The sequence below is a fragment of the Streptomyces speibonae genome (assembly GCF_984686075.1).
Map to the genome: position 1 here is coordinate 417444 of NZ_OZ480260.1, position 24989 is coordinate 442432.

The following is a 24989-nucleotide window of genomic DNA, read 5'->3' on the forward strand; positions in this document are numbered from 1 at the left end:
TAGTTGCTACTGACGCAACAATCTGCATGCTGCGCAACTCAGCGTGCCGGTCGCCATAAGGGGGTGTCAAGAGGGCCGCTACGCCGGAAAAGAGCCCGGAAAACGGCCCGGAAAACCGGCCCGAACGCGGGCATGCCCGGCGGGCGGTGCGCGTGGGTGCGCACCGCCCGCCGGGCAGATGTGAAGGGTTCTTCGAGGGGGTTGCTTCGAGCGGGTCACCCGATCCAGGCGTCCACCTTGGCGCGGTTGGCCCCGACCCACTTCTCGGCCGCCGCTTCGGGGGTCATCCTGTCCACCGCGATGTACTTGGCGACGATGTTCTGGTCCTCGTTGGTCCAGTGGAAGTTCTTCACCAGGTCATAGGCCGGACTGCCGGACTCGGCGAACTTCGCGCTGACGATCTTGTCGAGCACGTAGACCGGGTAGTCGCAGGCGATCTTCTGGGGGTCGGCGTCGCAGCCCTCCTCGTACGCGGGCAGCTTCACCTTCTTCAGCGGCACCTCGGACATGAACCACTGCGGCTCGTAGAAGTAGCCGATCATCCATTCCCTGTCCTTCTCCGCCTTGCGGAAGGCCTGGATGAGCGCGGTCTCGCTGCCCGCGTACACCACCTTGTAGTCCAGCTCCAGGTTGTTCACCAGCGCCTCGTCGTTGGTGACGAACGACGGGTCGCCGTCGAGGAGCTGGCCCTTGCCGCCGGATTCCGAGGTACGGAACCGGTCCGCGTACGTGTCGAGGTTCTTCCAGTCGAGGATGTCCGGGTGTTCCTCGGCCAGCCACGGTGGCACGTACCAGCCGATGAGTCCCTCGTTGCCGGTGGGGCCGGCGTCCACGGCGGTCCTCTGGTCGGTGATGTACTTCTTCTTCAGGTCGTCGTGGGCCCAATTCTCCACGACGGCGTCCACCTCACCGGTGCCGAAGCCCTGCCAGGCGATCTCCTCCTTGAGGTTCTTCCGCTTGACGTCACAGCCCAGGTCCTTCTCCGCGACGTACGCGATGACGGCGGCGTTGGCCTCGTAGCCGACCCACGGGTTGACCGCGAGGTTGAAGGTGCCGCACTCCCCGGAGCCGGCCGCCGAACCGCCCGTGCCGTCCTCGCCGACCTTCGCGCCGCCGCAGGCCGTGAGCGTGAGGCCGAGGGCCGCGAGGACGGCCGCGCCCGCTCTCCAGTGTGGTGCCATGGTGTGGTGCTCCTTATGCCCCGGTGCGGCGAGCCGCCGCCTGAGTGATCCGGTCGAACGTGACGCCCAGCAGGACGATGGCGAGCCCCGCCGCCAGTCCCTTGCCGTACAGCTCGCCCTGGGAGAATCCGGCCACGACGTCGTAGCCGAGGCCGCCCGCGCCGACCAGGCCCCCCACGACCACCATCGACAGCACGTAGATGAGGCCCTGGTTGGTGGCGAGCGTCAGAGCACCGCGTGACATCGGCAGCTGGACCTTGGTGATGATCTGCCAGGTGTTGCAGCCGGCGGAGGCGGCCGCCTCGACGGTGGCCCCGGGCACCGCCCGGATCCCGTCCGCGATGATTTTGATCGCGACCGGTGCCGCGTAGACGACGGCGGCGACGATCGCCGTGAAGCGTGTCGCGCCGAACAGCGCCAGGAACGGCACCAGATAGACGAACGGCGGCATGACCTGCGCCGCGTCCAGGGTGGGCCGCAGCACGCGGTCCACCGGCATGCTGCGGCCCATCCACACGCCGAGGACGACGCCGAAGGCCATCACCAGGACCGTCGCGACGAGGGTGGACGCCGTGGTGGCCATGGCGTCCGACCACACGCCGGTGCCGAACAGCAGGCCCACGCACACGGCCGTGGTGAGCCCGGCGCGCAGGCCGCCGAGCACCACGCCGAACGCGATCAGCACCGCGCCGACGAGCCACCACGGCGAGTTGGTGAGCAGCGACTGGAACGGGTTGAGCAGGCCGTTGGTGATGCCGTCGCGGAAGGCGTTGGTGATGCCCGACAGGTTGTCCTGGGCCCAGATCGTCACGGTGTCGGCCGTGCGGGCGATGTGGCCGCCGGCGGTGCCGTCACCGGGGAACTCGGCCGCCCAGAGGTAGGTGTGCGACAGGTACACCGGAACCGCCGTGACCACGGCGCCCGCGCCCAGCAGTTGCCGGCGCCGGACGGGGAAACGGTTGTCCGAACGCCGGGCGTTCTTCTCGCGGTCGCCGGCCGCGGTGGTGACCCGGTCCAGCACGATCGCCATGACGACGATGGCGAGGCCCGCGTTGAAGGCGGTGCCGACGTCGAGCGACTGAAGGGCCTGGACGACGGTCTTGCCGAGACCTGGCGCGTCGATCAGGGCCGCGATGGTGACCATGGCCAGGGCCGCCATGATGGACTGGTTGACGCCCATCACCACGGTCCGCCTGGACATCGGCAGCAGGACCTTGCGCAGCGACTGGCCCCGGGTGGCCCCCATCGAGTGGGCCGCCTCCACGGTCGTCCCGGGCACCGAACGGATGGCGTGCGCGGTGATGCGGATCGCCGGCGGCGCCGCGTAGATCACCGTGGCGATCACGGCGGAGGCCGGTCCGATGAGGAAGACCAGGGTCAGCGGGGCCAGGTAGACGAAGGTCGGCATCGTCTGCATGAAGTCCAGCAGGGGCGTCACGATCCGGTTGAACCGGTCGGACAGCCCCGCCCACACCCCCAGCGGGATCGCGAACAGCAGCGCCACGAGCATCGCGCAGAGGATCAGGGCCAGGGTGTCCATGCTCTCCTGCCACAGACCCTGCAACCCGAAGAAGGTGAATCCGGCCACGGTCAGCAGGGCGACCCGCCAGTTGCCCACGGCCCAGGACACATAGCCGGCGATGCCGACGACGCCGAGCCAGCCGATCTGCGGGACGGGGCGGCCGGCGGAGGGCTGGGAGATCAGATGCTGGACGAAGGTCACCAGGTTGTCGATGACCAGCCGGATCTCGTTGAAGACGTAGAGGAAGAGCGGGTTGGAGTTGCGGCTCGCGCCGACCGAGTCGTTGACGTCGTTGAACCACCCGTGCAGTTCGGTGAGGTCGGCCGCCGCCAGGGACAGGGTCTGTCTGCCTTTCAACAGGGCGAACAGCACCAGCCACAGGGCGAGGACCGCGGCCACGACCTGGGTGCGGCCGACCTCGCGCGTGCCTTTGGCGGGAGCGGGCCGCTCCACGGCCGGGAGGTGCTCCGGTTTCTCCGTGGTGACGGTCATCACGCACCCCTTTCCCGCCCGGCGACCACCGCGAGGACCTCCTCGTCGCCGACGACGCCGAGCAGCTTGCCGTCCTCGACGACCTTGACCGGCTTGTCGGCGGCCAGGACGGCCCGGGTGGCCTCGCGCACGACGACGTCCGGGCCCAGTTCGGGGCCGTCCAGGTCGTCGCCGTCGGCCTTGGGGCGCATGATCCAGCGCAGGGTGAGGACGTCGCCGCGCGGCACGTCCTTCACGAAGTCGCGGACGTAGTCGTCGGCCGGCGCGCCCACCAGTGCGTCGCCGGTGCCGCACTGGACCATCCTGCCGTCGCGCATGATCAGGATGCGGTCGCCCAGCTTGAGGGCCTCGGAGAGGTCGTGGGTGATGAACACCATGGTCTTGCCGACCTCGTGGTGCAGCCGGATGACCTCGCTCTGCATGTCCCGGCGGATCAGCGGGTCGAGCGCCGAGAACGGCTCGTCGAAGAAGAGCACGTCCGGGTCGCCGGCCAGCGCGCGGGCCAGGCCGACGCGTTGCTGCATACCGCCGGACAGCTGGTCGGGGTAGGAGTTCTCGTAGCCGGACAGGCCGACCAGCTCCACCACCTCCAGCGCCCGCCTGGTGCGTTCGGCCTTGCCCATGCCGCGGATCTCCAGGCCGAAGCCCACGTTCTCGACGACGCGCCGGTGGGGCAGCAGTCCGAAGTGCTGGAAGACCATGGAGAACTTGTTCCGGCGCAGCTCGCGCAGCCGCTTGTCGTCGGCCTGGCGGATGTCCTGCCCCTCGAAGACGATTTCGCCGGAGGTGGGTTCGATCAGCCGGGTCAGGCAGCGCACCAGCGTGGACTTGCCGGAGCCGGACAGGCCCATGACGACGAACACCTCGCCCGGGGACACGTCGAAGTCCACCTCCCGGACGGCGGCGGTGCATCCGGTGCGGTCCATGAGCTCGCGGCGGCTCAGTGCGCACAACTCCGCGGATTGAGGGACCTGTTCCGCCTTCGGCCCGAACACCTTCCACAGATTGCGCACGGATATGACCGGCATGCCGTCCGCGTCCTGGGGCGTGTCGCGCCGCGGCGCCGCCTCGGTCTGTACTGGGGTCACGATCGATCTCTTTTCGGCGTTCAGCCGCGGAACCAGTGCTGCGGCCGGGGATGGATGTTCTGCCAGACGTGCTTGGGCTCTCGGTACTCGTCCAGGCCGGCCCGCCCCAGCTCCCGGCCCACGCCCGAGTGCCCGAAGCCACCCCATTCCGCCTGCGGCACATAGGGGTGGTAGTCGTTGATCCACACGGTCCCGTGCCGCAGCCTGCGGGCGACCCGCTGGGCCTTGCCCGCGTCCTGCGTCCAGACGGCGCCCGCGAGTCCGTACTCGGTGTCGTTGGCGATGCGGACGGCGTCGTCCTCGTCGGTGAAGCGCTCCACGGTGAGTACCGGCCCGAACGACTCCTCGTGCACCACGCTCATGTCCTGCGTGCACGCGTCGAGAACGGTGGGCGGGAAGTAGTGGCCGCCGGCCAGTGCCGGGTCGGTGGACCGGGTGCCGCCGCAGCGCAGTACGGCACCCTCGGCGATCCCCGCGGCGACGTACGCCTCGACCTTGTCCCGGTGCCCGGCGGAGATCAGGGGGCCGGTCCCGGCCCCGGGGTCGAAGGGGCCGCCCAGGCGGATCCGCCCGGCCCGGCGGACGATCTCGTCGACGAAGCGGTCGTGCAGGCGGTCCTCGACGATCAGCCGGGCGCCGGCCGAGCAGACCTGCCCGGAGTGCAGGAAGACGGCGGTGAGGGCGAAGTCGACGGCCGTTTCGAAGTCGGCGTCGGCGAAGACGACATTGGGGTTCTTGCCGCCGAGTTCCAGCGCCACCTTCTTCACGGTGGCGGCGGCGGTGGCCATGATCCGCTTCCCGGTCTCCAGGCCGCCGGTGAAGGAGACCATGTCGACCGCGGGGTGCTCGGCCAGCGGTGCGCCCACCTCGGGTCCGGTGCCCAGGACGAGGTTGGCGGCGCCGGCCGGCAGCCCGGCCTCCGCCAGCGCCCGCATCAGCAGGATCGAGGTGGACGGGGTCAGCTCACTGGGCTTCAGGACGATGGTGTTGCCCGCGAGGAGCGCCGGGGCGACTTTCCAACTGGCTTGAAGGAGGGGGTAGTTCCAGGGGGTGATCAGGCCGCACACGCCGACCGGCGCGTACTCGACGCGGCTGACGGCGTCGTCGCGTCCGGTGTCGACCACGTGCCCGGCGTCCGTTCCGGCGATCCCGCCGTAGCAGCGGAAGCAGGAGACGACGTCGGCGATGTCGTACTCGCTCTCCACCAGCCGCTTGCCGGTGTCGAGCGATTCGGCGCGGGCGAATTCCTCGGCGTCCCGCTCGATGAGGTCGGCGGCGCGCAGCAGCAGGGCGCCGCGTTCGCGTTCGGGTGTGCGGGGCCAGGGGCCCGCGTCGAAGGCGCGCCGGGCGGCGGCGATCGCCGCTTCGGTGTCCGCGCGGGTCCCCTCCGAGACGGTCGCGGAGAGCGTGCCGTCGGCGGGGCACCGGATCTCCCGGCGGCGCGGAACGGCCGGCTCCCGCCATTCTCCGCCCACATACAGGTCTGCCACGCGCCCAGCCTTCCGACGTAACTATTGTTGCGTATAGCGCATTCATTTGCTTGTGGTGGAACACCTTGGCGAACGCGCAGAACCGCGTCAAGGGGTCGGCGGCGCTGTTTTCGCAAGGGGCCGACCGGCCCTTCTCCCTTGACCGAGGGTCCCGTCGACCGGAACCATGTTGCGCATCACTCACTACGTTGCGCAATACGAACCAACGGAGGTCGCGCATGTCCCCTCGACCGCACCCCGGCCGTGAGTACGTCCTCACGATCTCGTGTCCCGACAGCGCGGGCCTGGTCCATGCCGTGAGCGGCTTCCTGGTCCGCAACTCGGGCAACATCCTGGAGAGCCAGCAGTTCGACGACCGGCTCCAGGGCCGCTTCTTCATGCGGGTCCACTTCGACGTCGCCGATCCGGACGTGCGTCTGGAGCAGCTGCGGGACCGGTTCGGCCCCCTCGCCGAGGCGTACCGGATCACCTGGCGGCTGTGGGACGCCTCCACCCCGACCCGGACGCTCATCATGGTGTCGAAGTTCGGGCACTGCCTGAACGACCTGCTCTTCCGCAGGCGCACCGGCTCCCTCGCCATCGAGATCCCCGCGATCGTCTCCAACCACCGCGAGTTCGAGGGTCTGGCCGAGACCTACGGCATCCCGTTCCACCACATCCCGGTGACCGCCGGCACCAAGGCCGCGGCCGAGGCGCGCCTGCTGGAGCTGGTGCGGGAGCTGGAGGTCGACCTGGTGGTGCTGGCCCGCTACATGCAGATCCTCTCGGACGACCTGTGCAAGCAGCTCGAGGGCCGTGCCATCAACATCCACCACTCCTTCCTGCCGAGCTTCAAGGGCGCGCGCCCCTACGACCAGGCCCACGCCCGTGGGGTGAAGCTCGTGGGCGCGACCGCGCACTATGTGACGCCCGACCTGGACGAGGGGCAGATCATCGAGCAGGACGTGGTCCGCGTGGACCACTCGCTCGACCCGGGTGAACTGGTCACGGTCGGCCGGGACGTGGAGGCGCAGGTGCTCGCGCACGCCGTGAAGTGGCACAGCGAGGGCCGCGTCCTGATGGACGGCAACCGTACAGTGGTCTTCCGCTGAGGCGGTACGGCATCGGTGGGCGGGCCGCGGTTTTCGGGCCCGCCCACCGCCACGAGCGGCGCGGCCCTACTTCTGGCTCCCGGCATCACGCAGGCGGTAGTACGCGGCCTTCGACGCGGGCAGCGGCTCCTTGCCGAGGATCAGGTCAGCGGCCTTCTCGGCGACCATCATCACCGGTGCGTAGATGTTGCCGTTGGTGATGTACGGCATCACCGACGCGTCGACCACCCGCAGGCCCTCCACGCCGTGCACGCGCATGCTGTCCGGGTCGACGACGGACTTCTCGTCGGTCCCCATCCTGCAGGTGCAGGAGGGGTGCAGGGCGGTCTCGCCGTCCTTGGCGACCCAGTCGAGGATCTCCTCGTCCGTGGCCACGGACGGGCCGGGCGAGACCTCGCCGTCGTTGTAGGGGGCGAGCGCGGGCTGGTTGAGGATCCTGCGCGCGACCCGGATCGCCTCGACCCACTCGCGGCGGTCCTGCGCGGTGGAGAGGTAGTTGAACCGCAGCGCGGGGTGTTCGCGCGGGTCCCTGCTCCTGATCTTCACCGAGCCGACCGCGTCGGAGTACATGGGTCCGACATGGACCTGGTAGCCGTGGCCGCCGGCGGGCACGGAGCCGTCGTAGCGGACCGCGACGGGCAGGAAGTGGAACATCAGGTTGGGGTAGTCCACCTCGTCGTTGCTGCGGGCGAAGCCGCCGGCCTCGAAGTGGTTGGTCGCCGCCGGGCCCCTGCGCAGCAGCCATTGCAGACCGATGAAGGGGGCCCGCCACTTCGCCAGGTACGGCTGCATGGAGACGGGCTGCTTGCAGGCGTACTGGATGTACACCTCCAGGTGGTCCTGGAGGTTCTCGCCGACGCCGGGCAGGTCCTGGACGACGTCGATGCCGAGGGCGCGCAGTTCCCCGGCGTTGCCCACGCCGGAAAGCTGCAGCAGCTGCGGGGAGTTGATCGCGCCGCCGCACAGGATGACCTCCTTGGCGCGCACCTGCCGCAGGGCGCCCCTGCCGCGCCGGTACTCGACGCCGACGGCCTTCTTGCCCTCGAACAGGACGCGGGTGACCAGGGCGCGGGTCGTGACGGTGAGGTTGGGGCGCTTCATCGCGGGCTTGAGGTAGGCCCGGGAGGCCGACAGCCGGCGGCCGCGGTGGACGTTGCGGTCGAACTTGGCGAAGCCCTCCTGCCGGTAGCCGTTGACGTCGTCGGTGGGGGCGTAGCCCGCCTCCTCGGTGGCCTTCAGGAAGGCCTTGAACAGGGGGTTGGTGGCCGGGCCGCGCTCCAGGACGAGGGGGCCGTCGTGGCCGCGGAACTCGTCGTCCGGGCCGGCCGCCAGGCAGTTCTCCATGCGCCGGAAGTAGGGCAGACAGTGCGCGTAGTCCCAGCGCTCCATGCCGGGGTCGGCGGCCCAGCGTTCGTAGTCCATGGGGTTGCCGCGCTGGAAGATCATGCCGTTGATGCTGCTGGAGCCGCCCAGCACCTTGCCGCGCGCGTGGTAGACGCGCCGGCCGCCCATGTGCGGCTCGGGCTCGGACTCGTACTTCCAGTCGTAGAAGCGGCTGCCGATCGGGTACGTCAGGGCCGCGGGCATGTGGATGAAGACATCCCACGGATAGTCGGAGCGGCCGGCCTCCAGGACCAGGACCTTGTTCGCCGGGTCCGCGGAGAGTCTGTTCGCCAGTGCGCTGCCGGCCGAACCGCCGCCGACGATGACGAAGTCGTAGTGCGGGAAAGCCATGGTCCCTCGTCTCGCTCGCGCCGTAGATACGCGGCACATGCTAGTACGAGTATCGCTATACGCACTAGGTTGCATGCTACGCAACCTGTGAAGATCACTACCAGGACGTAGACCTTGCAGTAGCGTTGTTCAGTGTGGGTATAGTTGCGCCATGAGCAACCATGCGGGTGAAACGTCTCAATCGTCGGCCGGCGGCGTGCAGTCGGTCGACCGGGCCATCACCGTCCTCGAGATCCTGGCCCAGCGCGGCGAGGCGGGGGTCAGCGAGGTGGCGGCCGAGATCGACGTTCACAAGTCCACCGCGTTCCGCCTGCTCGGCGCGCTGGAGGCGCGCGGTCTGGTGGAGCAGGCGGGCGAGCGCGGCAAGTACCGGCTCGGTTTCGGCATCGTACGCCTCGCCGGCGCGGTGACGGGCCGCATAGACATTACACAGCAGGGACGCCCGGTCTGCGAGACCCTGGCCGAGGAACTCGGCGAGACCGTCAACATCGCCGTGATGCAGGAGCACTACGCGGTCAACCTCTACCAGGTGCGCGGCCCCGGAGCGGTCACCGCGCAGAACTGGGTCGGCCAGCTGACCCCCCTGCACGCGACGTCCAGCGGCAAGATCCTGCTGGCGCACCTGCCCGCCAAGGACCGCGCCGCGCCGCTGTCCGCGGCCGGCCTGAAGAAATTCACCCCGCGCACCATCACCACCAAGGCGAAGCTCGACAAGAACCTCGCCGAGGCGCGGGAGCGCGGCTACGCCTGGGCCCTGGAGGAGCTGGAGATCGGCCTGCACGCCATGGCGGCGCCGATCCGCAACCGGGACGGCCAGGTCATCGCGGCGCTGAGCGCCTCCGGCCCCTCCTACCGGCTCTCCGAGGAGCGCCTGCACGAGCTGTCCCCGGTGCTGCTCAAGGGCGCCGAGGAGATCAGCCACCGGATGGGCTACCTGGGCTGACCCACCGGGTCCGGACACCCGTTCACCGCGGCACGGAGTCGCCGGTGAACGGGCAATACGTCGTGGCCGGCCGGGCGTTGGCCACGGCCGTCTCCCTCACTGAGGAGCGCCGGCGAACCGGGACGTGACACAGGGCGGCAGGTTGGGGGCGTCCGTGGAGAGCCGGACGTGGATCACGCCGTCCTCGATGACGACTTCATGCGTCCGCACGGGGCGCCGGGCCGGCGGGGCGTCGACCGCGCCGGTCTTCAGGTTGAACTTCGACGCATGGAGCGGGCACTCCACCCAGCAGTCCTCCACCCAGCCGTCGGCGAGCGAGGCGTCCTGGTGGGTGCAGGTGTCGTCGATGGCGAACACCTCGCCGTCGTCGGTGTGGAACACCGAGACGGGCGGGTCGATGTCGAGCCGGAAGGACTCGCCTCGCGGAAGATCCACGAGTCGGCACGCGGGAATCATCATCACACCTCGGTGCGTATAGCGAAACGGATTGCGATGAGCGCAACGTCAGTGTGGAGGCCGCTCTGAAGCCTTGTCAAGGCGTTCCGGAGCCGCGTTCGGACACGTCCGGCGCGCCTTTCGCGGGCAGCCCGAAGCGCCCGTTCCACCTGCGGAAACAGGGGAGAACGGGCGCGTGCCGTCCGACGGTTGGTGCCGTCGTGCCGGCCGGCGAACGAGTCCTACGGGTGGGCCGCCCGGTTGAGGGAGGCGTACGCCAGTTGCTCCAGGAGCAGGGACGCCTCGCGCGGGGAGTCCGCCGCCGTGTCGATGACCCGTTTGGTGACGGCGACCGCCAGCGGGGGCAGCGCGGCCAGTTCCCCGGCGAGCCGCAGGGCGGCCTCCAGGTGCGCTCCCTCGCCGGTGACCTCGGTGAGCAGGCCCCAGCCGAGCGCCTCCTCGGCCGTCAGCCGGCGGCCGCGCAGGATCAGTTCGCGGGCGCGGGCCGGGCCGACGGCGCGGGTCGTCCGGTACGTACCGCCGGAGCTGGGGAGGATGCCGATCCCGACCTCCGGAAGGCCGAACGCCGCGGTGGGGTCCGCGACGCGGAAGTCGGCGGCGAGGGCGAGTTCCAGTCCGCCGCCCAGGCAGTAGCCGGCGATCGCGGCGACGGTGGGCTGCGCCAGCGCGGCCACCTTCTCGTAGACCGCGCCGGAGTCGCGGTAGTACGCGGCGATGGCCTCCGGCGTCATCTCGCGCAGTTCGCCGGTGTCGGCCCCGGCGGAGAAGACCGTGGCGCCGCCGGTGAGGACCACGGCCCGCGCGGTGGTCACCGTCTCGTCGTCCAGGGCGCGCAGCAGTTCGCGTTCGAGGCGGGTGGAGAGCGCGTTGAGCTTGGCCTCGCGGCGCAGGGTCAGTACGGCGGTGCTCCCGGTGCGCCGGAGCCCGACGGTGCCGGCGCCCGTCATGCCGCCGCGGCCTTGTCCCGGGGGAAGTCGAGCAGGCCGAGGCCGCGCTTGCCGATCTCGTTGGCGATGACGAGGCGCTGGATCTCGGAGGTGCCCTCCCAGATGCGGTCGACCCGCAGCTCGCGGTAGAGCCGCTCGACCGGGTAGTCGCGCATGTAGCCGCGGCCGCCGAAGATCTGCACGGCGCGGTCGATGACGCGGCCCGCCGCCTCGGAGGCGGACAGCTTGGCCATCGCCGCCTTGGCGTGCAGGGTCTTGCGGTCGCCGCCCCGGTCGAACTCCCAGGCGACCTGGTGGACGAAGGCGCGGTTGACCGCGATGTCGACGGCCGAGTCGGCGAGCATGGCCTGGATGAGCTGGTGCTCGATCAGCGGCCGCCCGCCCTGGACGCGCTCGCGGGTCCACTCGGTGGCGAGGGCGAGGGCCCGCTCGGCGGCGCCGACGGTACGGGCGCCGATCATCAGCCGCTCCTCGGTGAACCAGCTCCGGGTGAGGTCGTAGCCGCCGCCGACCTCGCCCAGGACGGCGTCACGGCCGACCTCGACGCCCTCGAAGACGTACTCGGGGTGCTCGTAGACGAAGGTGTGCATGTAGCGCGGGACGCGCTTGAGGCGCACCCCGGGCAGGTCCTTGTCGACGAGGAAGAGGGTCGGGGCCCGCTCGTCGCCCACGAGGGCGAGAACGAGGAAGAAGTCGGCGGCGTCCCCGACGGTGACGAACCACTTCTCGCCGTCCAGCCGGTAGCCGGTGCCGTCGGGGGTGGCGGTGGTGGTGATGCCCTGCGGATCGGAGCCGGCGTCGGCCTCGGTGATGGCGACGGCGTCACGGCGTCGTCCGAGGATGCCGGGGACCAGGTAGCGCTCGCGCTGCGCGGGGGTACAGGCGGCCAGCGCGTTGGCGGGCCGCCACACCGTGTCCCACAGCGCGTTGGTGAGCCGGCCGAGCTCCTCCTGGACGACGACCTGCTCCAGCACGCTCAGTCCTGCGCCGCCCCATTCGGCGGGCATGTTGATCGCCTGGAGGCCGCTGGCCAGCACCGCTTCGCGGATGGACCGGTGGGCTTGCGGGGACAGCCCGTTGCCGGTCTCGCACGCGTCCTCGTGGATCATGATCTTCTCGGTGAGTGCGGCCGCCCGTTCCTTGAGCTCGGCCAGGTGCGGGGTGTAGGCGAATTCCATGCGGATGTGTCTCCCTGTCTGAGGACGGACGAAGGCGTGGCGGTGGGCTCGGTCAGGGGCCGAGGACGACGCGGGCGTCCAGGGCCGTACAGCCGCCGGAGGTGACGAGCAGGGGGTTGACCTCCAGCTCGGCGATCTCCGGGTGGGCCGCCGCGACGGCGGTGACGGTTTCGATGGCGCGGGCCGCGGCCGCGAGGTCGGCCGCGGGGCGGCCGCGGACGCCGTGCAGCAGCGGCGCGGCGGTGAGGCGGTCCAGCAGGGCGCGGGCCTCGGCGGCGGTGACGGGTGCCAGGCCGAGACGGACGTCGTGCAGCACCTCGGTGAAGATGCCGCCGAGTCCCACGAGCGCCACGGGACCGAAGCGCGGGTCGCGCCGTACCCCGACGATGAGTTCGACGCCGTCGCGCAGGTCGGCCATGGCCTCGACGCAGTAGCCGGGCGGTGCGAGGCGGCGGGTCATGTCGGCGTGCGCGGCGCGGACAGACGCCTCGTCGGTGAGGCCGAGGGCGACGCCTCCGGCGTCGGACTTGTGCAGCAGGCCCATGGCCTTGAGGACGACGGGCCCGCCGATCGCCGCCGCGGCCGCGGCGGCCTCGTCCTCGGTGCGCACGCGGCGGGCGGCGGGGAACTCCAGTCCGCCGTGGCGCAGCAGTTCGCGTGCGGTCCAGTAGTCGCCGTCGGTGAGGGGGGCCGCCGGGGCGGGCACGGCCGGGATGTGCGGGGCCGTCCGCTCGGCCCGGTCCGCGATGCGGCCGAGGACCTGGGCGGCGTGTTCCACGGAACCGAAGACCGAGACGCCCCGGCGGCGCAGTTCGGCGGCGGCGGGCGTGTCGGCGCACATGGTGTGGAACGCGACGGGCTTGCCGTGGTGGCGGATCCGCTCGGCCATCACGCGGGCGGTGGCGACCTCGGCCCCCGCGAGGGTCTCACCGTAGCCGCCGTAGCCCCCGAAGTAGCCGGTGACCAGCACGGAGTCGACGGATTCGGCGCCGAGCGCGAGGTCGAGGACGCGGCCGAAGGAGGTGATGTCCTGCTCCCCCGCCCCGGCCAGGTCGACCGGGTTGGCGGTGCCCGCGGACGGCGGCAGTTCCGCCTTCAGCCCGGCCACGAGACGGTCGTCGAACTCGGGGACCCGCAGGCCGTGGGCCTCGGCGACATCGCTGGCGAGGGAGGCGTGGCCGCCGCCGTCGGCGATGACGGCCAGACGGCGGCCGCCTCCGCGCCGGTTGCGGTGCAGCGCGCCCAGCAGATGGGCGAGTTCGGCGACGGTGGCGACCCGGTCGATGCCGGCGGCGCGGCAGGCGGCGTCGATCACGGCGGAGTCGCTGGTGAGCGCCCCGGTGTGGGAGCGGGCTCCGCGCATGGAGGCCGGGCCCGCGCCGACGGTCAGCAGCACGACCGGTTTCCCCGCCCGTACGGCGTCGGCGGCGGCGTGGGCGAAGGCGCGGCCGTCGCCGAAGTCCTCGCAGTACAGGGCGATCAGCTCGGTGCCGTCGTGCTCGGTGCAGCTGCGGATGAGGTCGGCGGCCGTGAGGTCGGCCTGGTTGCCGAGGGACGCGAAGCGGGAGAAGCCGAGCTGGTCGCATGCCAGGAAGCGGCCGAGTTCCAGGGCCATGTTGCCGCTCTGGGAGACGAGGCCGATCCCGCCGACGGGCATGTCGTTGGAGGCCAGCCACAGTTCGGTGGTGCTGTCGAGGACCCCCAGGCAGTTGGGGCCGAGCAGGACGGCGCCGGCCTGCCGGATGCGGCGGGCCAAGGCGGCCTCGCGCGCCTTGCCCTCCTCGCCGAGCTCGGCGAAGCCGGCGGTGATGCCGACGACGGCGCGGGCCCCGGCGGCCAGGGCGTCCTCGACGGCGTCGGCGAAGCCGGCGGCGGGCACGGCGATGACGGCCAGGTCGACACCGCCGGGGGCGTCGACGGCCCGCCGGTGCACGGCACGGCCGAGGACGGGCTCGCCGCGCCGGTTGACCAGGTGGACGGCGCGGCGGTGCTCGCCGCGCAGCGCCTGGACACTGAGCCAGTTGCCGTACTTGGCGGGGTCGCTGCTGGCGCCGATGACGGCGACGGAGGAGGGGTCGAAGAGCGCGGACAGGTCCCGCGCGGCGGGGGCGGTCGCGTGGGCCAGGATCGTCACGGGGCCTCCTCCGTCCCGTGCGGGGCGTTCCCGGTGTCCGGCACGGGCGCCGGGTTTCCGGTGCCCCAGGCGTCGGCGCCGCCGTCGACGGTGACCGTGGTTCCGGTGATGTACGAGCCGCCGGACGAGGCGAGGAAGCACACCAGGTCGGAGACCTCTTCGGGGCGGCCGAGCCGGCCGAGCGGCACGGCCTGCTCCCAGCGGCGCCGGTCGGCCTCGCCGTACGCGGCTTCGAGCCCTTCCGTCGCGATGGTCCCCGGGGCCACGCACAGGGTGCGGATGCCGTAGCGGCTCCACTCCAGCGACAGTCCGGCGGCGAGATTCTCCAGCGCGGCGCGGGCGGCGGTGGCGTGCACCATGCCGGGGATGCCCCGGCGCGGGGAGAACGCCATGAAGAAGACGGTCCCGGAGCGGTTCGGGATCATGGAGCGGACGGCGACCTCGCGCGTCATCGCCCAGCCGGCGTCCACGGCCAGGTCGTGCACCGCACGCCAGCCCTTGGGGCCGATCTCCTCGGCGGGGGCGATGAACTGGCCGCCCGCGTTGTTGACCAGCACGTCGATGCGGCCGAAGGCGTCGAGGGCCGTGCCGACGACCCGCTCGACCTCGCCCTCGGCACGGATGTCGGCCGGCACGGGCAGGCAGGTGCCGCCGGCGGCCTCGATCTCGGCGGCGGTGTTCTCCAGGGGTTCGGGCCTGCGGCCGCACACCACGACACGGCCCCCGCAGGAGGCGAAGTCGATGGCGACGGCCCGGCCGATGCCGGTGCCTCCGCCCGTGACGAGCACGACCTTGCCGTCGTGTACGTCCGGGCGCAGCGGTGTCGGTTCCACGGCGCTCTCTTTCGTGCCCGCAGCGGGGCCACAGCAGTGTCACGACCCGATCGCAATGGACTGACTGAACCATTGGTCGGTAAATCGCGCTCACTGTGAGCCCGTCCTCCATGGGGTGTCAATGGGTTGCACCAGCTGGACTTTTACTGTTCCGGGCCGGGGCTCTGCGTACCCCGCCGCGACCGGCGGTATTGCGATTTGGGCAATGCAGGCGCTACGGTTCGGCAGCATGGACGAGACTGCGCAGCGCGTGCGCCGGGTCATCGACGCGGGCGGGGTGACCCACCGCGACTTCGCGGCGCGGATCGATCTCGAACCGACGAAGCTGTCCAAGTCCCTCAAGGGTCACCGCCGCTTCACGCCCGACGAACTGGCGGCCGTCGCCACGGCCGGCGGGGTGAGCGTCGACTGGCTGGTGAACGGGGTCGGTTCCGGCCCCGGCGGGCCCGGAGCGGGCGGGCCCGGATCCGCGCCGGGCTCCCCCGACCGGATGGCCGACGAGCGGCGTACGGAGTTCCTCGAGGCCGCCTGGCGGCTGATCTCGAAGCACGGCTACCACGCCGTGCGGATCGCCGACATCGCCCGCGCCTGCGGCACCAGCAGCGGCGCCGTGCACTACTACTTCCCGACCAAGCAGGACGTCCTGAACGCCGCCCTGCTGCACTGTGTCGAGAGCGCGATCGAGCGGCAGGGCGCCGAGCTGATAAGCGTGGACAGCGCGCACGAGCGGCTGCTGCGGCTGATCGACATGCAGCTCCCGGCCGGGAGCCGGATCCGGGACGAATGGCTGGTCTGGCTGCAGATGTGGGCGGAGACCGCGCTGCGTCCCGAACTGCGCTCCATCCACAACGGGTTCTACGCCCGCTGGCGCGAGGCCGTGGTCCGCATCGTGCGCCGGGGCCAGCGGCAGGGGCAGTTCCGGGCCGACGCCGACGCCGAGCAGCTCGCGCTGGGCCTCACCGCGCTCACGGACGGCCTGGCCATCCAGGTGCTGACGGGGGCGCCCGGGGTGACGCCGGCCCGGATGCGGGGCGTCCTGCTGGACTTCATCGAACGCGAGCTCCTCGCGTCCGGGAGCGGCACCGGGAGCGGGGTGGGGCCTGCCGGAATCTGACCCGAAAGGGCCGACGGAAAGCTGCTTCAGCCGCGCCCGTACCGGTTCGCCGCAGTCGTTTCACCGACGTTCGTGGGGCGCGACCGGCATTCCGAGGGGGCGGCGGCCGCAGGATGTGCCGAATTTCCGGATGGAGATCCCGTGGAAAGACGCCAGTTGGAATATTTCATAGCTGTGGTCGAACACGGCGGATTCACCACCGCGGCCGTTGCCCTGCATACCTCCCAGCCCGCGCTGTCGCACGCCATCCGGACGCTGGAACGCGAACTCGGCGGGCCGCTGTTCCACCGCCTCCCGCAGGGCGTCGTCCTCACCGCGGCGGGCGAGGCGCTGGTCCGGCCGGCCCAGCAGGTGCTGCGCGATCTGTCCACGGCCAGGTCACTGGTCCAGGAGGTCCTCGGACTCAGCGGCGGACGGCTCGACATCGTGTCGCAGACGACCCTGTCGGTCGACCCCCTGGCGGACATGCTGGGGCGCTTCCACCGCGCCCATCCGAAGGTCTCCGTGCACGTGGTCGACCCGGAGCGGGGCGCCGCCGTGGCGCACATGGTCGCGGCCGGGAGCTGCGAACTCGGCCTGGTGGACGCCTCGGTGACCACGCGGGACCTGCTGGGACTCGACCTGCCGGAGCAGGAGATGCACATCGTGCTGCCCGCGGACCACCCGCATCCCACCGGAGACACCATCACCTCGCGCCAACTGGCCGCACTGGACCTGATCGCGACCCCGCCGGGGACCGAAACCCGCTCGGTGCTGGACGACTTGTGCACCACGCTGGGCGTCGCTCCGCGGATCGTGGTGGAGACGGCGCATCGCGCGATGATCGTGCCGCTGATCCTCTCCGGTGTCGGCGCCGCCCTGCTGCCCACCTCCATGGCCCGGGACGCCGCCCAGCGGGGCGCCCGGATGCTGTCCCACCGGCCGCGGCTGCTGCGCCACGGCCGGCTCATCTGGCGGTCGGGGCCGCTCTCGCCCGCCGCCCAGGCGTTCGTGGACCTGGTGGCCGCTCCCCCGCAGAACCGAGAGTGCCAGCAGCTATAGAGTTTTTCTATCGCCCTCATACAAAAGCGGTTCGCGAAAGTCCGAGACGCCTTGTTGACCCGCCTCGCGGCTGCTGACATTTTGACTGCATCGCAGGCACGGACATTCCGGTGCCGCTCCGACTGACTGCTTTTCGGGCAGCTGTTTTCGGCCGCGATGAACAGGTGGCATTTTCCCTGCCGGGCATCGAATCGGAGAAACGCATGACTGAGTTCGACGCAGGTCGGCACATCCTCCCGCGGCCGGACACCCGCCGGCCCCTGACGACCGCGATGGATGTCCACGACCAGGAGACCGCCTTCACTCCCGTCGGCCCGGTCCCGCCGCCCGAGGGCGCGCCGAACGTGGTGATCGTGCTCATGGACGACCTCGGGTTCGGCACCTCCAGCGCGTTCGGCGGACCGTGCGAGATGCCGACGGCGGAGCGCCTCGCGGACGACGGGCTGCGCTACACCCGCTTCCACGTCACCGCCCTGTGCTCACCGACCCGGCAGGCGCTGCTGACCGGCCGCAACCACCACTCCGTCGGCATGGGCGGCACCACCGAGATGACCACGGCGGCCCCCGGCTACAACGGCTTCCGGCCGCGCAGCGCGGCGACCATGGCGCAGATCCTTCAGGGCAACGGCTACAGCACGGCCGCGTTCGGCAAGTGGCACCAGACGCCGCCGCGGGAGATCAGCGCGGTCGGGCCGTTCGACCGCTGGCCGACCGGGGAGGGGTTCGACACCTTCTACGGGTTCATGGGTGCCGAGATGAACCACTGGTACCCCCTGCTGTACCAGGGCACCACCCCCGTCGAGCCGGACCGCCGCCCCGAGGACGGCTACCACCTGTCGGAGGACCTCGTCGACCACGCCATCGACTGGGTGCGCACCCAGCGTACGCTCACTCCGGACCGGCCGTTCTTCACCTACCTCGCCCTCGGCGCCTCCCACGCCCCGCTGCACGTCGGCCCCGAGTGGCAGGAGAAGTACCGCGGACGCTTCGACCACGGCTGGGACCGGCAGCGCGAGCTGACCCTGGAGCGGCAGAAGGAACTCGGCGTCGTACCGCCGGAGACGGAGCTCGCGCCCTGGGCCGAAGGCGTGCCGCACTGGGACGAACTCACCGGCAACCAGCGCCGGCTGGCGACCCGGTTCATGGAGACCTTCGCCGGATTCACCGAGCACGCCGACGTCCAGGTCGGCCGGTTCCTGGACGCGCTGGAGGACCTCGGCGAGCTGGACAACACGCTCGTCGTCTACATCCTCGGTGACAACGGCGCCTCGGGCGAGGGCGGCATCGAGGGCACGATCGTGGAGCACCGGCTCGGACACGGGATCGTCGACGACCCGGACGAGATGATCGACTACGTCGACGAGATCGGCGGCCCGCTCAGCTATCCGATCGCGCCCGCCGGCTGGGCGCTGGCGCAGAACACCCCCTACCAGTGGACCAAGCAGGTGGCCTCGCACCTCGGCGGCACCCGGGACGGCATGATCCTGCACTGGCCCCGCGGGGTCCCCGAACGCGGCGGGCTGCGCCACCAGTTCTCCCATGTCATCGACGTCCTGCCGACGATCCTGGACTGCGCGGGGATCCCGGAGCCGTTCAGCGTCGACGGCGTGCCGCAGCAGCCCATCGAGGGCGCGAGCATGTACCGGAGCCTCACCGACCCCGAGGCACCCGAACACCGCCGCACCCAGTACTTCGAGATGTGCGGCAACCGGGGCATCTACCACGACGGCTGGATGGCGGTCACCCGGCACGGCGTCCCCTGGGAGATGGTGCCGGACAAGGACAAGAGGTTCGCCGACGACGTCTGGGAGCTGTACGACCTCACCACGGACTGGAGCCAGGCCCACGACCTGGCCGCCGAACATCCAAAGAGACTGCGCCCGTTGCAGGACCTGTTCCTGATCGAGGCGGCGAAGTACCAGGTCTTCCCGCTCGACGACCGCGTCACCGAGCGCGAGAACCCGGCCGTGGCCGGCCGCATCGATCTGCTCGGCGACCGCACCTCCGTCACCTACCGCGCGGGAATGCGGCGCTTCACCGAGGAGACCACGCCCAACATCAAGAACCGCTCGCACAGCGTCACGGCCGACGTCGAGCTGCCCGAGGCGGCCCCGGCCGAAGGCGTGATCATCGCCCAGGGCGGCCGGTTCGGCGGCTGGTCGCTGTACTTCACCGAGGGCAGGCCGGCCTACGCCTACAACTACTTCGGCATGAACCTCTACACCGTGCGCGCCACCGAGCCCCTGCCGCCCGGACGGCACGAGATCCGGCTCGACTTCGCCTACGACGGCGGAGGACTCGGCAAGGGCGGCACGGCGGTGCTGCTCGTCGACGGGGAGAAGCGCGCGACCGGACGGGTCGCGCGGACCATCCCGTACTACTTCTCCTTCGACGAGACACTCGATGTCGGGGTGGACCTCAGCACGCCGGTGACGGACGACTATCCCGTGCTCGACAACGAGTTCACCGGGACCCTTCACACCGTGCGCATCGACCTGGAGGCCGACAGCGCCCAGCCGTCCGGGTTCGACGGCGGACTGCACCGGCGCGTCATGGGGGCCCAGTGAACTGCTGCGCCCCGTCGGGCGGCCGGAACGCGGGGCGGCCACCGGGCCCCGGCCGGCCCGCCCCGCGCCCGGCGTCCACCGAGGGCATGGTGGCCGTTCCGGCAGGCGAGTTCCTCATGGGCAGCGAGGACGCCCTGGCCTGTCCGGCCGACCGGGAGGGCCCGGTGCGCACGGTGCGCGTGGACGCCTTCTGGATGGACGCCTGCACGGTGTCCAACGCACAGTTCGCGCGCTTCGTGGCCGAGACCGGGTACCGCACGTCCGCCGAGCGGACCGGCTGGTCGTTCGTCTTCGCCGGGCTGCTCCCGGACGACTTCCCGCCGACCCGGGGGGTGGCGGCCGCGCCCTGGTGGCGGCAGGTCGAGGGCGCCGACTGGCGCCGCCCCGACGGTCCGCACTCCACCTGGGAGGACCGCCCCGACCATCCGGTCGTCCATGTCGACTTCGGCGACGCCCGCGCCTACTGCGCCTGGGCCGGCAAACGCCTGCCCACCGAGGCGGAATGGGAGCGCGCGGCCCGGGGCGGACTCCACGGCAAGGTGTTCCCCTGGGGTGACGAGCTCGAGCCGGGCGGCCGTCCCCGGATGAACGTGTGGCAGGGCCCCTTCCCGCACCGGCATCCCACGGCCGACGGCTGGTACGGCACCTGTCCCGTCGACGCCTACGAGCCCAACGGCTTCGGCCTGTACAACGCCACCGGCAACGTCTGGGAGTGGTGCGAGGACCGCTTCTCGCCCTCCCGGTCCGGACCGGAGCGCGTCACCAAGGGCGGCTCCTATCTCTGCCACGCCTCCTACTGCCGTCGCTACCGGGTCGCCGCGCGGCAGGGCCTCCTCCCCGACTCGGCGACCGGCAACGTGGGGTTCCGCTGCGCCCTGGACATGGCGTGAGCCGCCCGGCTCCCCCACCCGGATTTCCCCCGCCCGCCCCCCACTCGATTCCTCCACCCGGACAACGGCGCGACACTCCCCGCGCGCAAGGAGCATGATCATGGCAAGACAGGCAAGACAGTGGCGTTCCGGCGCGGTGGGCATGGCCGTACTCGGCCTCACCCTGACCTCCTGCGGCGGCGCGAAGGTCGGTGAGACCGCCGACGCCGGTTCGAGCGGCAGCTCCGGCACGTGCGGCACCTTCAACCTCGCCGTCAACCCGTGGGTGGGGTACGAGGCGAACGCGGCGGTCGTCGCTCAGGTCGCGGAGACGGAACTCGGCTGCAAGGTGGTGAAGAAGGACCTCAAGGCCGAGATCGGCTGGCAGGGGTTCGCGACCGGCGAGGTCGACGCGATCCTGGAGAACTGGGGCCACGAGGAGCTGAAGAAGAAGTACATCGTCCAGCAGAAGACCGCCGTCGACCTCGGCTCGACCGGGAACCAGGGGATCATCGGCTGGTACATCCCGCCGTGGATCGCCGAGAAGCACCCGGACATCACGGACTGGAAGAACCTCAACAAGTACGCCTCGAACTTCGAGACCTCCGAGTCGGACGGCAAGGGCCAGCTCCTGGACGGCGACCCGTCCTACCAGACCAACGACGAGGCGCTGGTCAAGAACCTGGATCTGGACTTCAAGGTGGTGTACGCGGGCAGCGAGACCGCGCTGATCCAGGCCTTCCGCAACGCCGAGAAGAACAAGGAATGGGTGATCGGCTACTTCTACGAACCGCAGTGGTTCCTGTCGGAGGTGCCGCTGGTCCACATCGAGCTGCCCCAGCACACCGAGGGCTGCGACGCCGATCCGGCGAAGGTCGCCTGCGACTACCCCGTCTTCGACCTCGACAAGATCGTCAGCACCGGGTTCGCGGAGTCGGGCAGCCCGGCCTACGAGCTGGTGAAGAACTTCAAATGGACCAACGAGGACCAGAACACCGTCGCCAAGTACATCGCGCTCGACAAGATGAAACCCGAGGCGGCGGCGAAGAAGTGGATCGCGGCCAATCCCGAGAAGGTCAAGGCCTGGCTCGAGTAGTTCGCCGAGGCCCGTCCGGGCCGACGGTTTCATCATGAATATGAATGACTCACGGCCTCCACGACAACACGCGGAAGTGATCCGGCGTGCACCCGCTACGCTCCCCGTGCGGGTGTAGCATCGGGCCCGTACCGCTGTCGTGGAGGTGAGTCATGAAATCACCCGGGAATGGCAGCCGCCGCAGAGCGGAGCGTAATTTTCGGTGTGCTGTGGCAGCATTGTTCACCGGTGTCCTGATCGTCTCCTGCACTTCCGGACCGGACGACGGCGGGGAAACGGAACTCACCATCGGCCTCTTCGGTGACTTCGGGTATCGCGAGCTTTACGCGCAGTACGAGAAGGAGCATCCCGGAGTCCGCATCGTGGAGCGGGTCACCGCCTTCGACGACCACCACACCAGCCTGGCCACGCATCTGGCCACGGGGCGCGGCGCCAACGACATCGAGGCCGTCGAGACCGGGTACATCGGCCGGTTCAAGTCCGAGCCCGGGAAGTTCGTCAACTTCCTCGACTACGGCGTGGGCGCGCAGCGAAACTGGTGGCTGCCCTGGAAATGGGACCAGTCGCTGTCCACGGACGGCAAGAGCCAGATCGGTCTCGGCACGGACGTCGGGGGGCTGGCCATGTGCTATCGCACCGACATGTTCGAGAAGGCGGGACTCCCGACCGAACGCGATGAGGTCTCCGCGCTGTGGCCCGACTGGAACGCCTACTTCGCGACCGGTGACCGGTACACCGCCGGCGCTCCCGCCGGAACGCGGTTCTTCGACGGCGGAGCCACCGTCTTCAATGCGATGATCGGCCAGGCGCGCACCGGTTATTACGATGACGACGGAAACCTGGTGGTGAAGACCAACCCCGTGGTCCGGCAGTCCTGGGACGCCGTCACGCAGGCCATCGGGAAAGGCCAGTCGGCACGGCTCACTCCGCTGACCAACGACTGGAACAATGGCTTTGCGGAAAGCCGTTTCGCCACCATTCCCTGTCCTTCCTGGATGACCGCCTTCATCCAGGACCAGGCGAAGTCGTCGGCCGGAAAGTGGGATGTGGCCACCGTGCCGGGCGGCAGCGGCAACTGGGGTGGTTCGTTCCTGACCGTTCCCGAGCAGGGGGACCACATCGACGAAGCCGTGGAACTCGCCCGCTGGCTCACCGCACCCGAGCAGCAGAAGGCCGTGTTCAAGGAGAACGGCAATCTCCCGTCACAGCCCGCCCTCTACAAGGACCCCGCCATCACCGGACTGGTGAAGCCGTTCTTCAACGACGCCCCGGTCGGCCGGATCTTCACCGAATCCGCCCTGAAGCTGCAGCCGCAGCCGCAGGGACCGAAGAGCGGCGAGGTCATGGTGGCGTTCACCAACGGCTTCAACCGTGTGGAGGCGGGCACCGAGAGCCCGGACGCTGCCTGGAACAGCGTCAACGCAGACATCGAGCATGGCGAGCGCTGACAAGGCACGGCCGCCCGGCGGAAGTGACGCACGCCGGCCGCGCCCGCCCCGCGCCGGCTCCCTCGTCCCGTACCTGTACATCGCGCCGTTCTTCCTGGTGTTCGCCCTGTTCGGCCTGTTCCCGATGGTGGCGACGGCGTACGTCTCGCTGACCGACTGGAGTCTCCTGGACGCCGGGCCCGGCCGCTGGATCGGCGCGGACAACTACGAGCGTCTGCTGCACGACCCCTACATGTGGAACGCCGCGCGCAACACCGTCAGCCTGTTCGTCCTCGCCACCGTTCCCCAGCTCGTCCTCGCACTGGTCATCGCGCAGCTCCTCGACTGGGCGCTGCGTGCCCGCACCCTGATCAGCCTGGGCCTGCTGCTCCCCTACTTCACCTCGGTGGCCGCGGTCGCGATCGTCTTCAGCGTGCTGTTCAGCCGGGACTTCGGTCTGGTGAACCATCTCCTGGACCTGGTGGGGGCCGGCCCCGTCGACTGGCCCGCCGGCCGCCTCACCTCGCACTTCACGGTCGCCGCCATGGTCAACTGGCGGTGGACCGGCTTCAACGCGCTCATCTACTTCTCGGCCATCCGGCTGATCCCACGGGAGCTGTACGAGACGGCGGCGATCGACGGAGCCGGACGGTGGCGGCAGTTCTGGCATGTCACCCTGCCCATGCTGCGCCTCGCGCTCGTCTTCACCGCCGTCCTGTCGACGATCGGCAACATCCAGCTCTTCACCGAGCCGCTGCTGTTCAGCGCCACACAGGGCAACACGACCGGCGGTTCCGGCCGGCAGTTCCAGACGCTCGCGCTGTATCTGTACGAGGAGGGGTTCCGCTCCTTCGACTTCGGCTACGCCTCGGCGATCGCGTGGCTGCTCGTCCTGGTCACCGCCGTGGCCGCGCTCCTCAGCCTCGCGCTCGTGCTCCGTATCCGGTCGGAGGACTGATGCGCCGCGCCGGTCCCTGGGTGTACGCCGCGCTGCTCGCCGTGGTGCTCGGCTCGGTCCTCCCGCTCGCCTGGTCGGTCCTCGCCTCGTCCCAGGACAACGCGGCGATCGGGCGGACCCCTCCCGTGCTGGTGCCCGGCGGGAACCTGGCCGACAACCTGCGCAGGGTCTTCGACGAGGCGGCGTTCGGCACGGCGATCGTCAACTCCGTCGTGGTCTCCGGCTCCATCACCCTGTGCGTGGTGGTGTCCTCCACCCTGGCGGGGTTCGCGTTCGCCAAGCTGCGGTTCCGGGGGCGCCGGCCGCTGATGCTGCTGGTCGTCTCCACCATGCTCATCCCGCCCCAGCTCGGCATCGTCCCGCTGTACCTCCTGATGGGCGAACTGGGCTGGACCGGGCGGCTGGAGGCGGTGATCGTGCCGTCGGTGGTGAGCGCGTTCGGTGTGTTCTTCATGTGGCAGTACCTGGGGCGGGCCGTGGCCGACGAACTGCTGGACGCCGCCCGGGTCGACGGCTGTTCGGCGGGCGCGATCATGCGTCATGTCGTCGTCCCCGCGGCCCGGCCGGGTGCCGCCGTGCTGGCTCTGTTCACCTTCGTCCAGGCGTGGAACGACTTCATGTGGCCGCTGGTCGTCCTCGACCCGGAGAACCCCACGGTGCCGGTGGCCCTGTCCACCCTGGCCAGCGGCTACTACGAGGAATACTCGCTGGTGCTCACGGGAACCGTGGTCGGAACCGTCCCCACCCTGCTGCTCTTCGCCCTGCTCGGCCGGCGCATCGTCGGGGAGATCATGCCCCGGGCGGCCGGCCACTGAGCGCGGCCGCCGG

20 protein-coding genes are annotated in these 24989 nt (G+C 70.6%); 10 read left to right on the forward strand and 10 right to left on the reverse strand.

What is annotated here, in order from left to right; translation table 11 throughout:
* Positions 1-215 precede the first annotated feature (215 nt).
* From AC5L3C_RS01780 to AC5L3C_RS01795, 4 genes are read right to left on the reverse strand one after another with little or no spacing between them, the layout of a single operon-like run.
* Positions 216-1181 carry an ABC transporter substrate-binding protein gene (locus AC5L3C_RS01780; protein ID WP_493646473.1) on the reverse strand — a complete coding sequence of 322 codons (966 nt, stop codon included), beginning with the start codon at positions 1179-1181 and terminating at the stop codon, positions 216-218.
* Positions 1182-1194: 13 nt separating this feature from the next.
* The gene (locus AC5L3C_RS01785) at positions 1195-3195 is read right to left on the reverse strand and encodes an ABC transporter permease (RefSeq protein WP_493646474.1); all 2001 of its coding nucleotides are present in this window, start codon (positions 3193-3195) and stop codon (positions 1195-1197) included.
* Positions 3195-4283 carry a quaternary amine ABC transporter ATP-binding protein gene (locus tag AC5L3C_RS01790; protein ID WP_493646475.1) on the reverse strand — a complete coding sequence of 363 codons (1089 nt, stop codon included), beginning with the start codon at positions 4281-4283 and terminating at the stop codon, positions 3195-3197. The genes AC5L3C_RS01785 and AC5L3C_RS01790 overlap by 1 nt, the downstream gene beginning before the upstream one ends.
* 20 nt (positions 4284-4303) lie before the next feature.
* A complete protein-coding gene (locus AC5L3C_RS01795) occupies positions 4304-5773 on the reverse strand; it encodes an aldehyde dehydrogenase family protein (RefSeq protein ID WP_493646476.1) in 1470 nt (489 codons plus the stop codon).
* A 218-nt stretch (positions 5774-5991) separates the two neighbouring features.
* Between AC5L3C_RS01795 and purU the strand changes: the two genes are divergently transcribed.
* Complete coding sequence (gene purU / locus AC5L3C_RS01800; protein WP_493646477.1) at positions 5992-6864, forward strand: formyltetrahydrofolate deformylase; 873 nt, start codon at positions 5992-5994, stop codon at positions 6862-6864.
* 66 nt (positions 6865-6930) lie between these two features.
* Here purU and betA read toward each other — a convergent pair whose 3' ends face one another.
* On the reverse strand, positions 6931-8598 hold the full coding sequence (gene betA, locus AC5L3C_RS01805) for a choline dehydrogenase (RefSeq protein ID WP_493646478.1): 1668 nt from the start codon (positions 8596-8598) through the stop codon (positions 6931-6933).
* Positions 8599-8794: 196 nt separating this feature from the next.
* Here betA and AC5L3C_RS01810 point away from each other — a divergent pair, with 196 nt between their 5' ends.
* On the forward strand, positions 8795-9541 hold the full coding sequence (locus tag AC5L3C_RS01810; protein ID WP_493653713.1) for an IclR family transcriptional regulator: 747 nt from the start codon (positions 8795-8797) through the stop codon (positions 9539-9541).
* Positions 9542-9637: 96 nt separating this feature from the next.
* Here the strand turns inward: AC5L3C_RS01810 and AC5L3C_RS01815 are convergent, their stop codons facing one another.
* From AC5L3C_RS01815 to AC5L3C_RS01835, 5 genes are all read right to left on the reverse strand, one after another.
* Positions 9638-10000 carry a bifunctional 3-phenylpropionate/cinnamic acid dioxygenase ferredoxin subunit gene (locus AC5L3C_RS01815; RefSeq protein WP_493646479.1) on the reverse strand — a complete coding sequence of 121 codons (363 nt, stop codon included), beginning with the start codon at positions 9998-10000 and terminating at the stop codon, positions 9638-9640.
* A 218-nt stretch (positions 10001-10218) separates the two neighbouring features.
* Positions 10219-10944 (reverse strand): enoyl-CoA hydratase/isomerase family protein, encoded by a 726-nt coding sequence (locus AC5L3C_RS01820; RefSeq protein ID WP_493646480.1) that lies wholly within the window; start codon positions 10942-10944, stop codon positions 10219-10221.
* Entirely contained in the window at positions 10941-12122 is a 1182-nt protein-coding gene (locus tag AC5L3C_RS01825) for an acyl-CoA dehydrogenase family protein (protein WP_493646481.1), read from the reverse strand. Before AC5L3C_RS01825 ends, AC5L3C_RS01820 begins: the two co-directional genes overlap by 4 nt.
* Positions 12123-12174: 52 nt before the next feature.
* Positions 12175-14256 (reverse strand): acetate--CoA ligase family protein, encoded by a 2082-nt coding sequence (locus AC5L3C_RS01830; RefSeq protein WP_493646482.1) that lies wholly within the window; start codon positions 14254-14256, stop codon positions 12175-12177.
* The gene (locus AC5L3C_RS01835; RefSeq protein ID WP_493646483.1) at positions 14253-15089 is read right to left on the reverse strand and encodes an SDR family oxidoreductase; all 837 of its coding nucleotides are present in this window, start codon (positions 15087-15089) and stop codon (positions 14253-14255) included. Before AC5L3C_RS01835 ends, AC5L3C_RS01830 begins: the two co-directional genes overlap by 4 nt.
* A 229-nt stretch (positions 15090-15318) precedes the next feature.
* On the opposite strand from AC5L3C_RS01835, the gene AC5L3C_RS01840 reads away from it, so the two are divergent.
* From AC5L3C_RS01840 to AC5L3C_RS01875, 8 genes are all read left to right on the forward strand, one after another.
* Positions 15319-16203, forward strand: coding sequence for a TetR/AcrR family transcriptional regulator (locus tag AC5L3C_RS01840; protein ID WP_493646484.1), 885 nt, complete (start codon positions 15319-15321; stop codon positions 16201-16203).
* A 156-nt stretch (positions 16204-16359) separates the two neighbouring features.
* Positions 16360-17244 carry a LysR family transcriptional regulator gene (locus tag AC5L3C_RS01845; protein ID WP_493646485.1) on the forward strand — a complete coding sequence of 295 codons (885 nt, stop codon included), beginning with the start codon at positions 16360-16362 and terminating at the stop codon, positions 17242-17244.
* A gap of 203 nt (positions 17245-17447) precedes the next feature.
* Positions 17448-19811, forward strand: coding sequence for an arylsulfatase (locus tag AC5L3C_RS01850; RefSeq protein WP_493646486.1), 2364 nt, complete (start codon positions 17448-17450; stop codon positions 19809-19811).
* Positions 19812-19897: 86 nt separating this feature from the next.
* Entirely contained in the window at positions 19898-20701 is an 804-nt protein-coding gene (locus tag AC5L3C_RS01855; RefSeq protein WP_493646487.1) for a formylglycine-generating enzyme family protein, read from the forward strand.
* A 100-nt stretch (positions 20702-20801) separates the two neighbouring features.
* Positions 20802-21776 carry an ABC transporter substrate-binding protein gene (locus tag AC5L3C_RS01860; RefSeq protein ID WP_493646488.1) on the forward strand — a complete coding sequence of 325 codons (975 nt, stop codon included), beginning with the start codon at positions 20802-20804 and terminating at the stop codon, positions 21774-21776.
* 209 nt (positions 21777-21985) lie between these two features.
* On the forward strand, positions 21986-23224 hold the full coding sequence (locus AC5L3C_RS01865; protein WP_493646489.1) for an ABC transporter substrate-binding protein: 1239 nt from the start codon (positions 21986-21988) through the stop codon (positions 23222-23224).
* Positions 23211-24161, forward strand: coding sequence for a carbohydrate ABC transporter permease (locus tag AC5L3C_RS01870; RefSeq protein ID WP_493646490.1), 951 nt, complete (start codon positions 23211-23213; stop codon positions 24159-24161). Before AC5L3C_RS01865 ends, AC5L3C_RS01870 begins: the two co-directional genes overlap by 14 nt.
* Positions 24161-24976, forward strand: a complete 816-nt coding sequence (locus tag AC5L3C_RS01875) for a carbohydrate ABC transporter permease (RefSeq protein WP_493646491.1) — start codon at positions 24161-24163, stop codon at positions 24974-24976. The genes AC5L3C_RS01870 and AC5L3C_RS01875 overlap by 1 nt, the downstream gene beginning before the upstream one ends.
* The last annotated feature ends 13 nt before the right edge of the window (positions 24977-24989 follow it).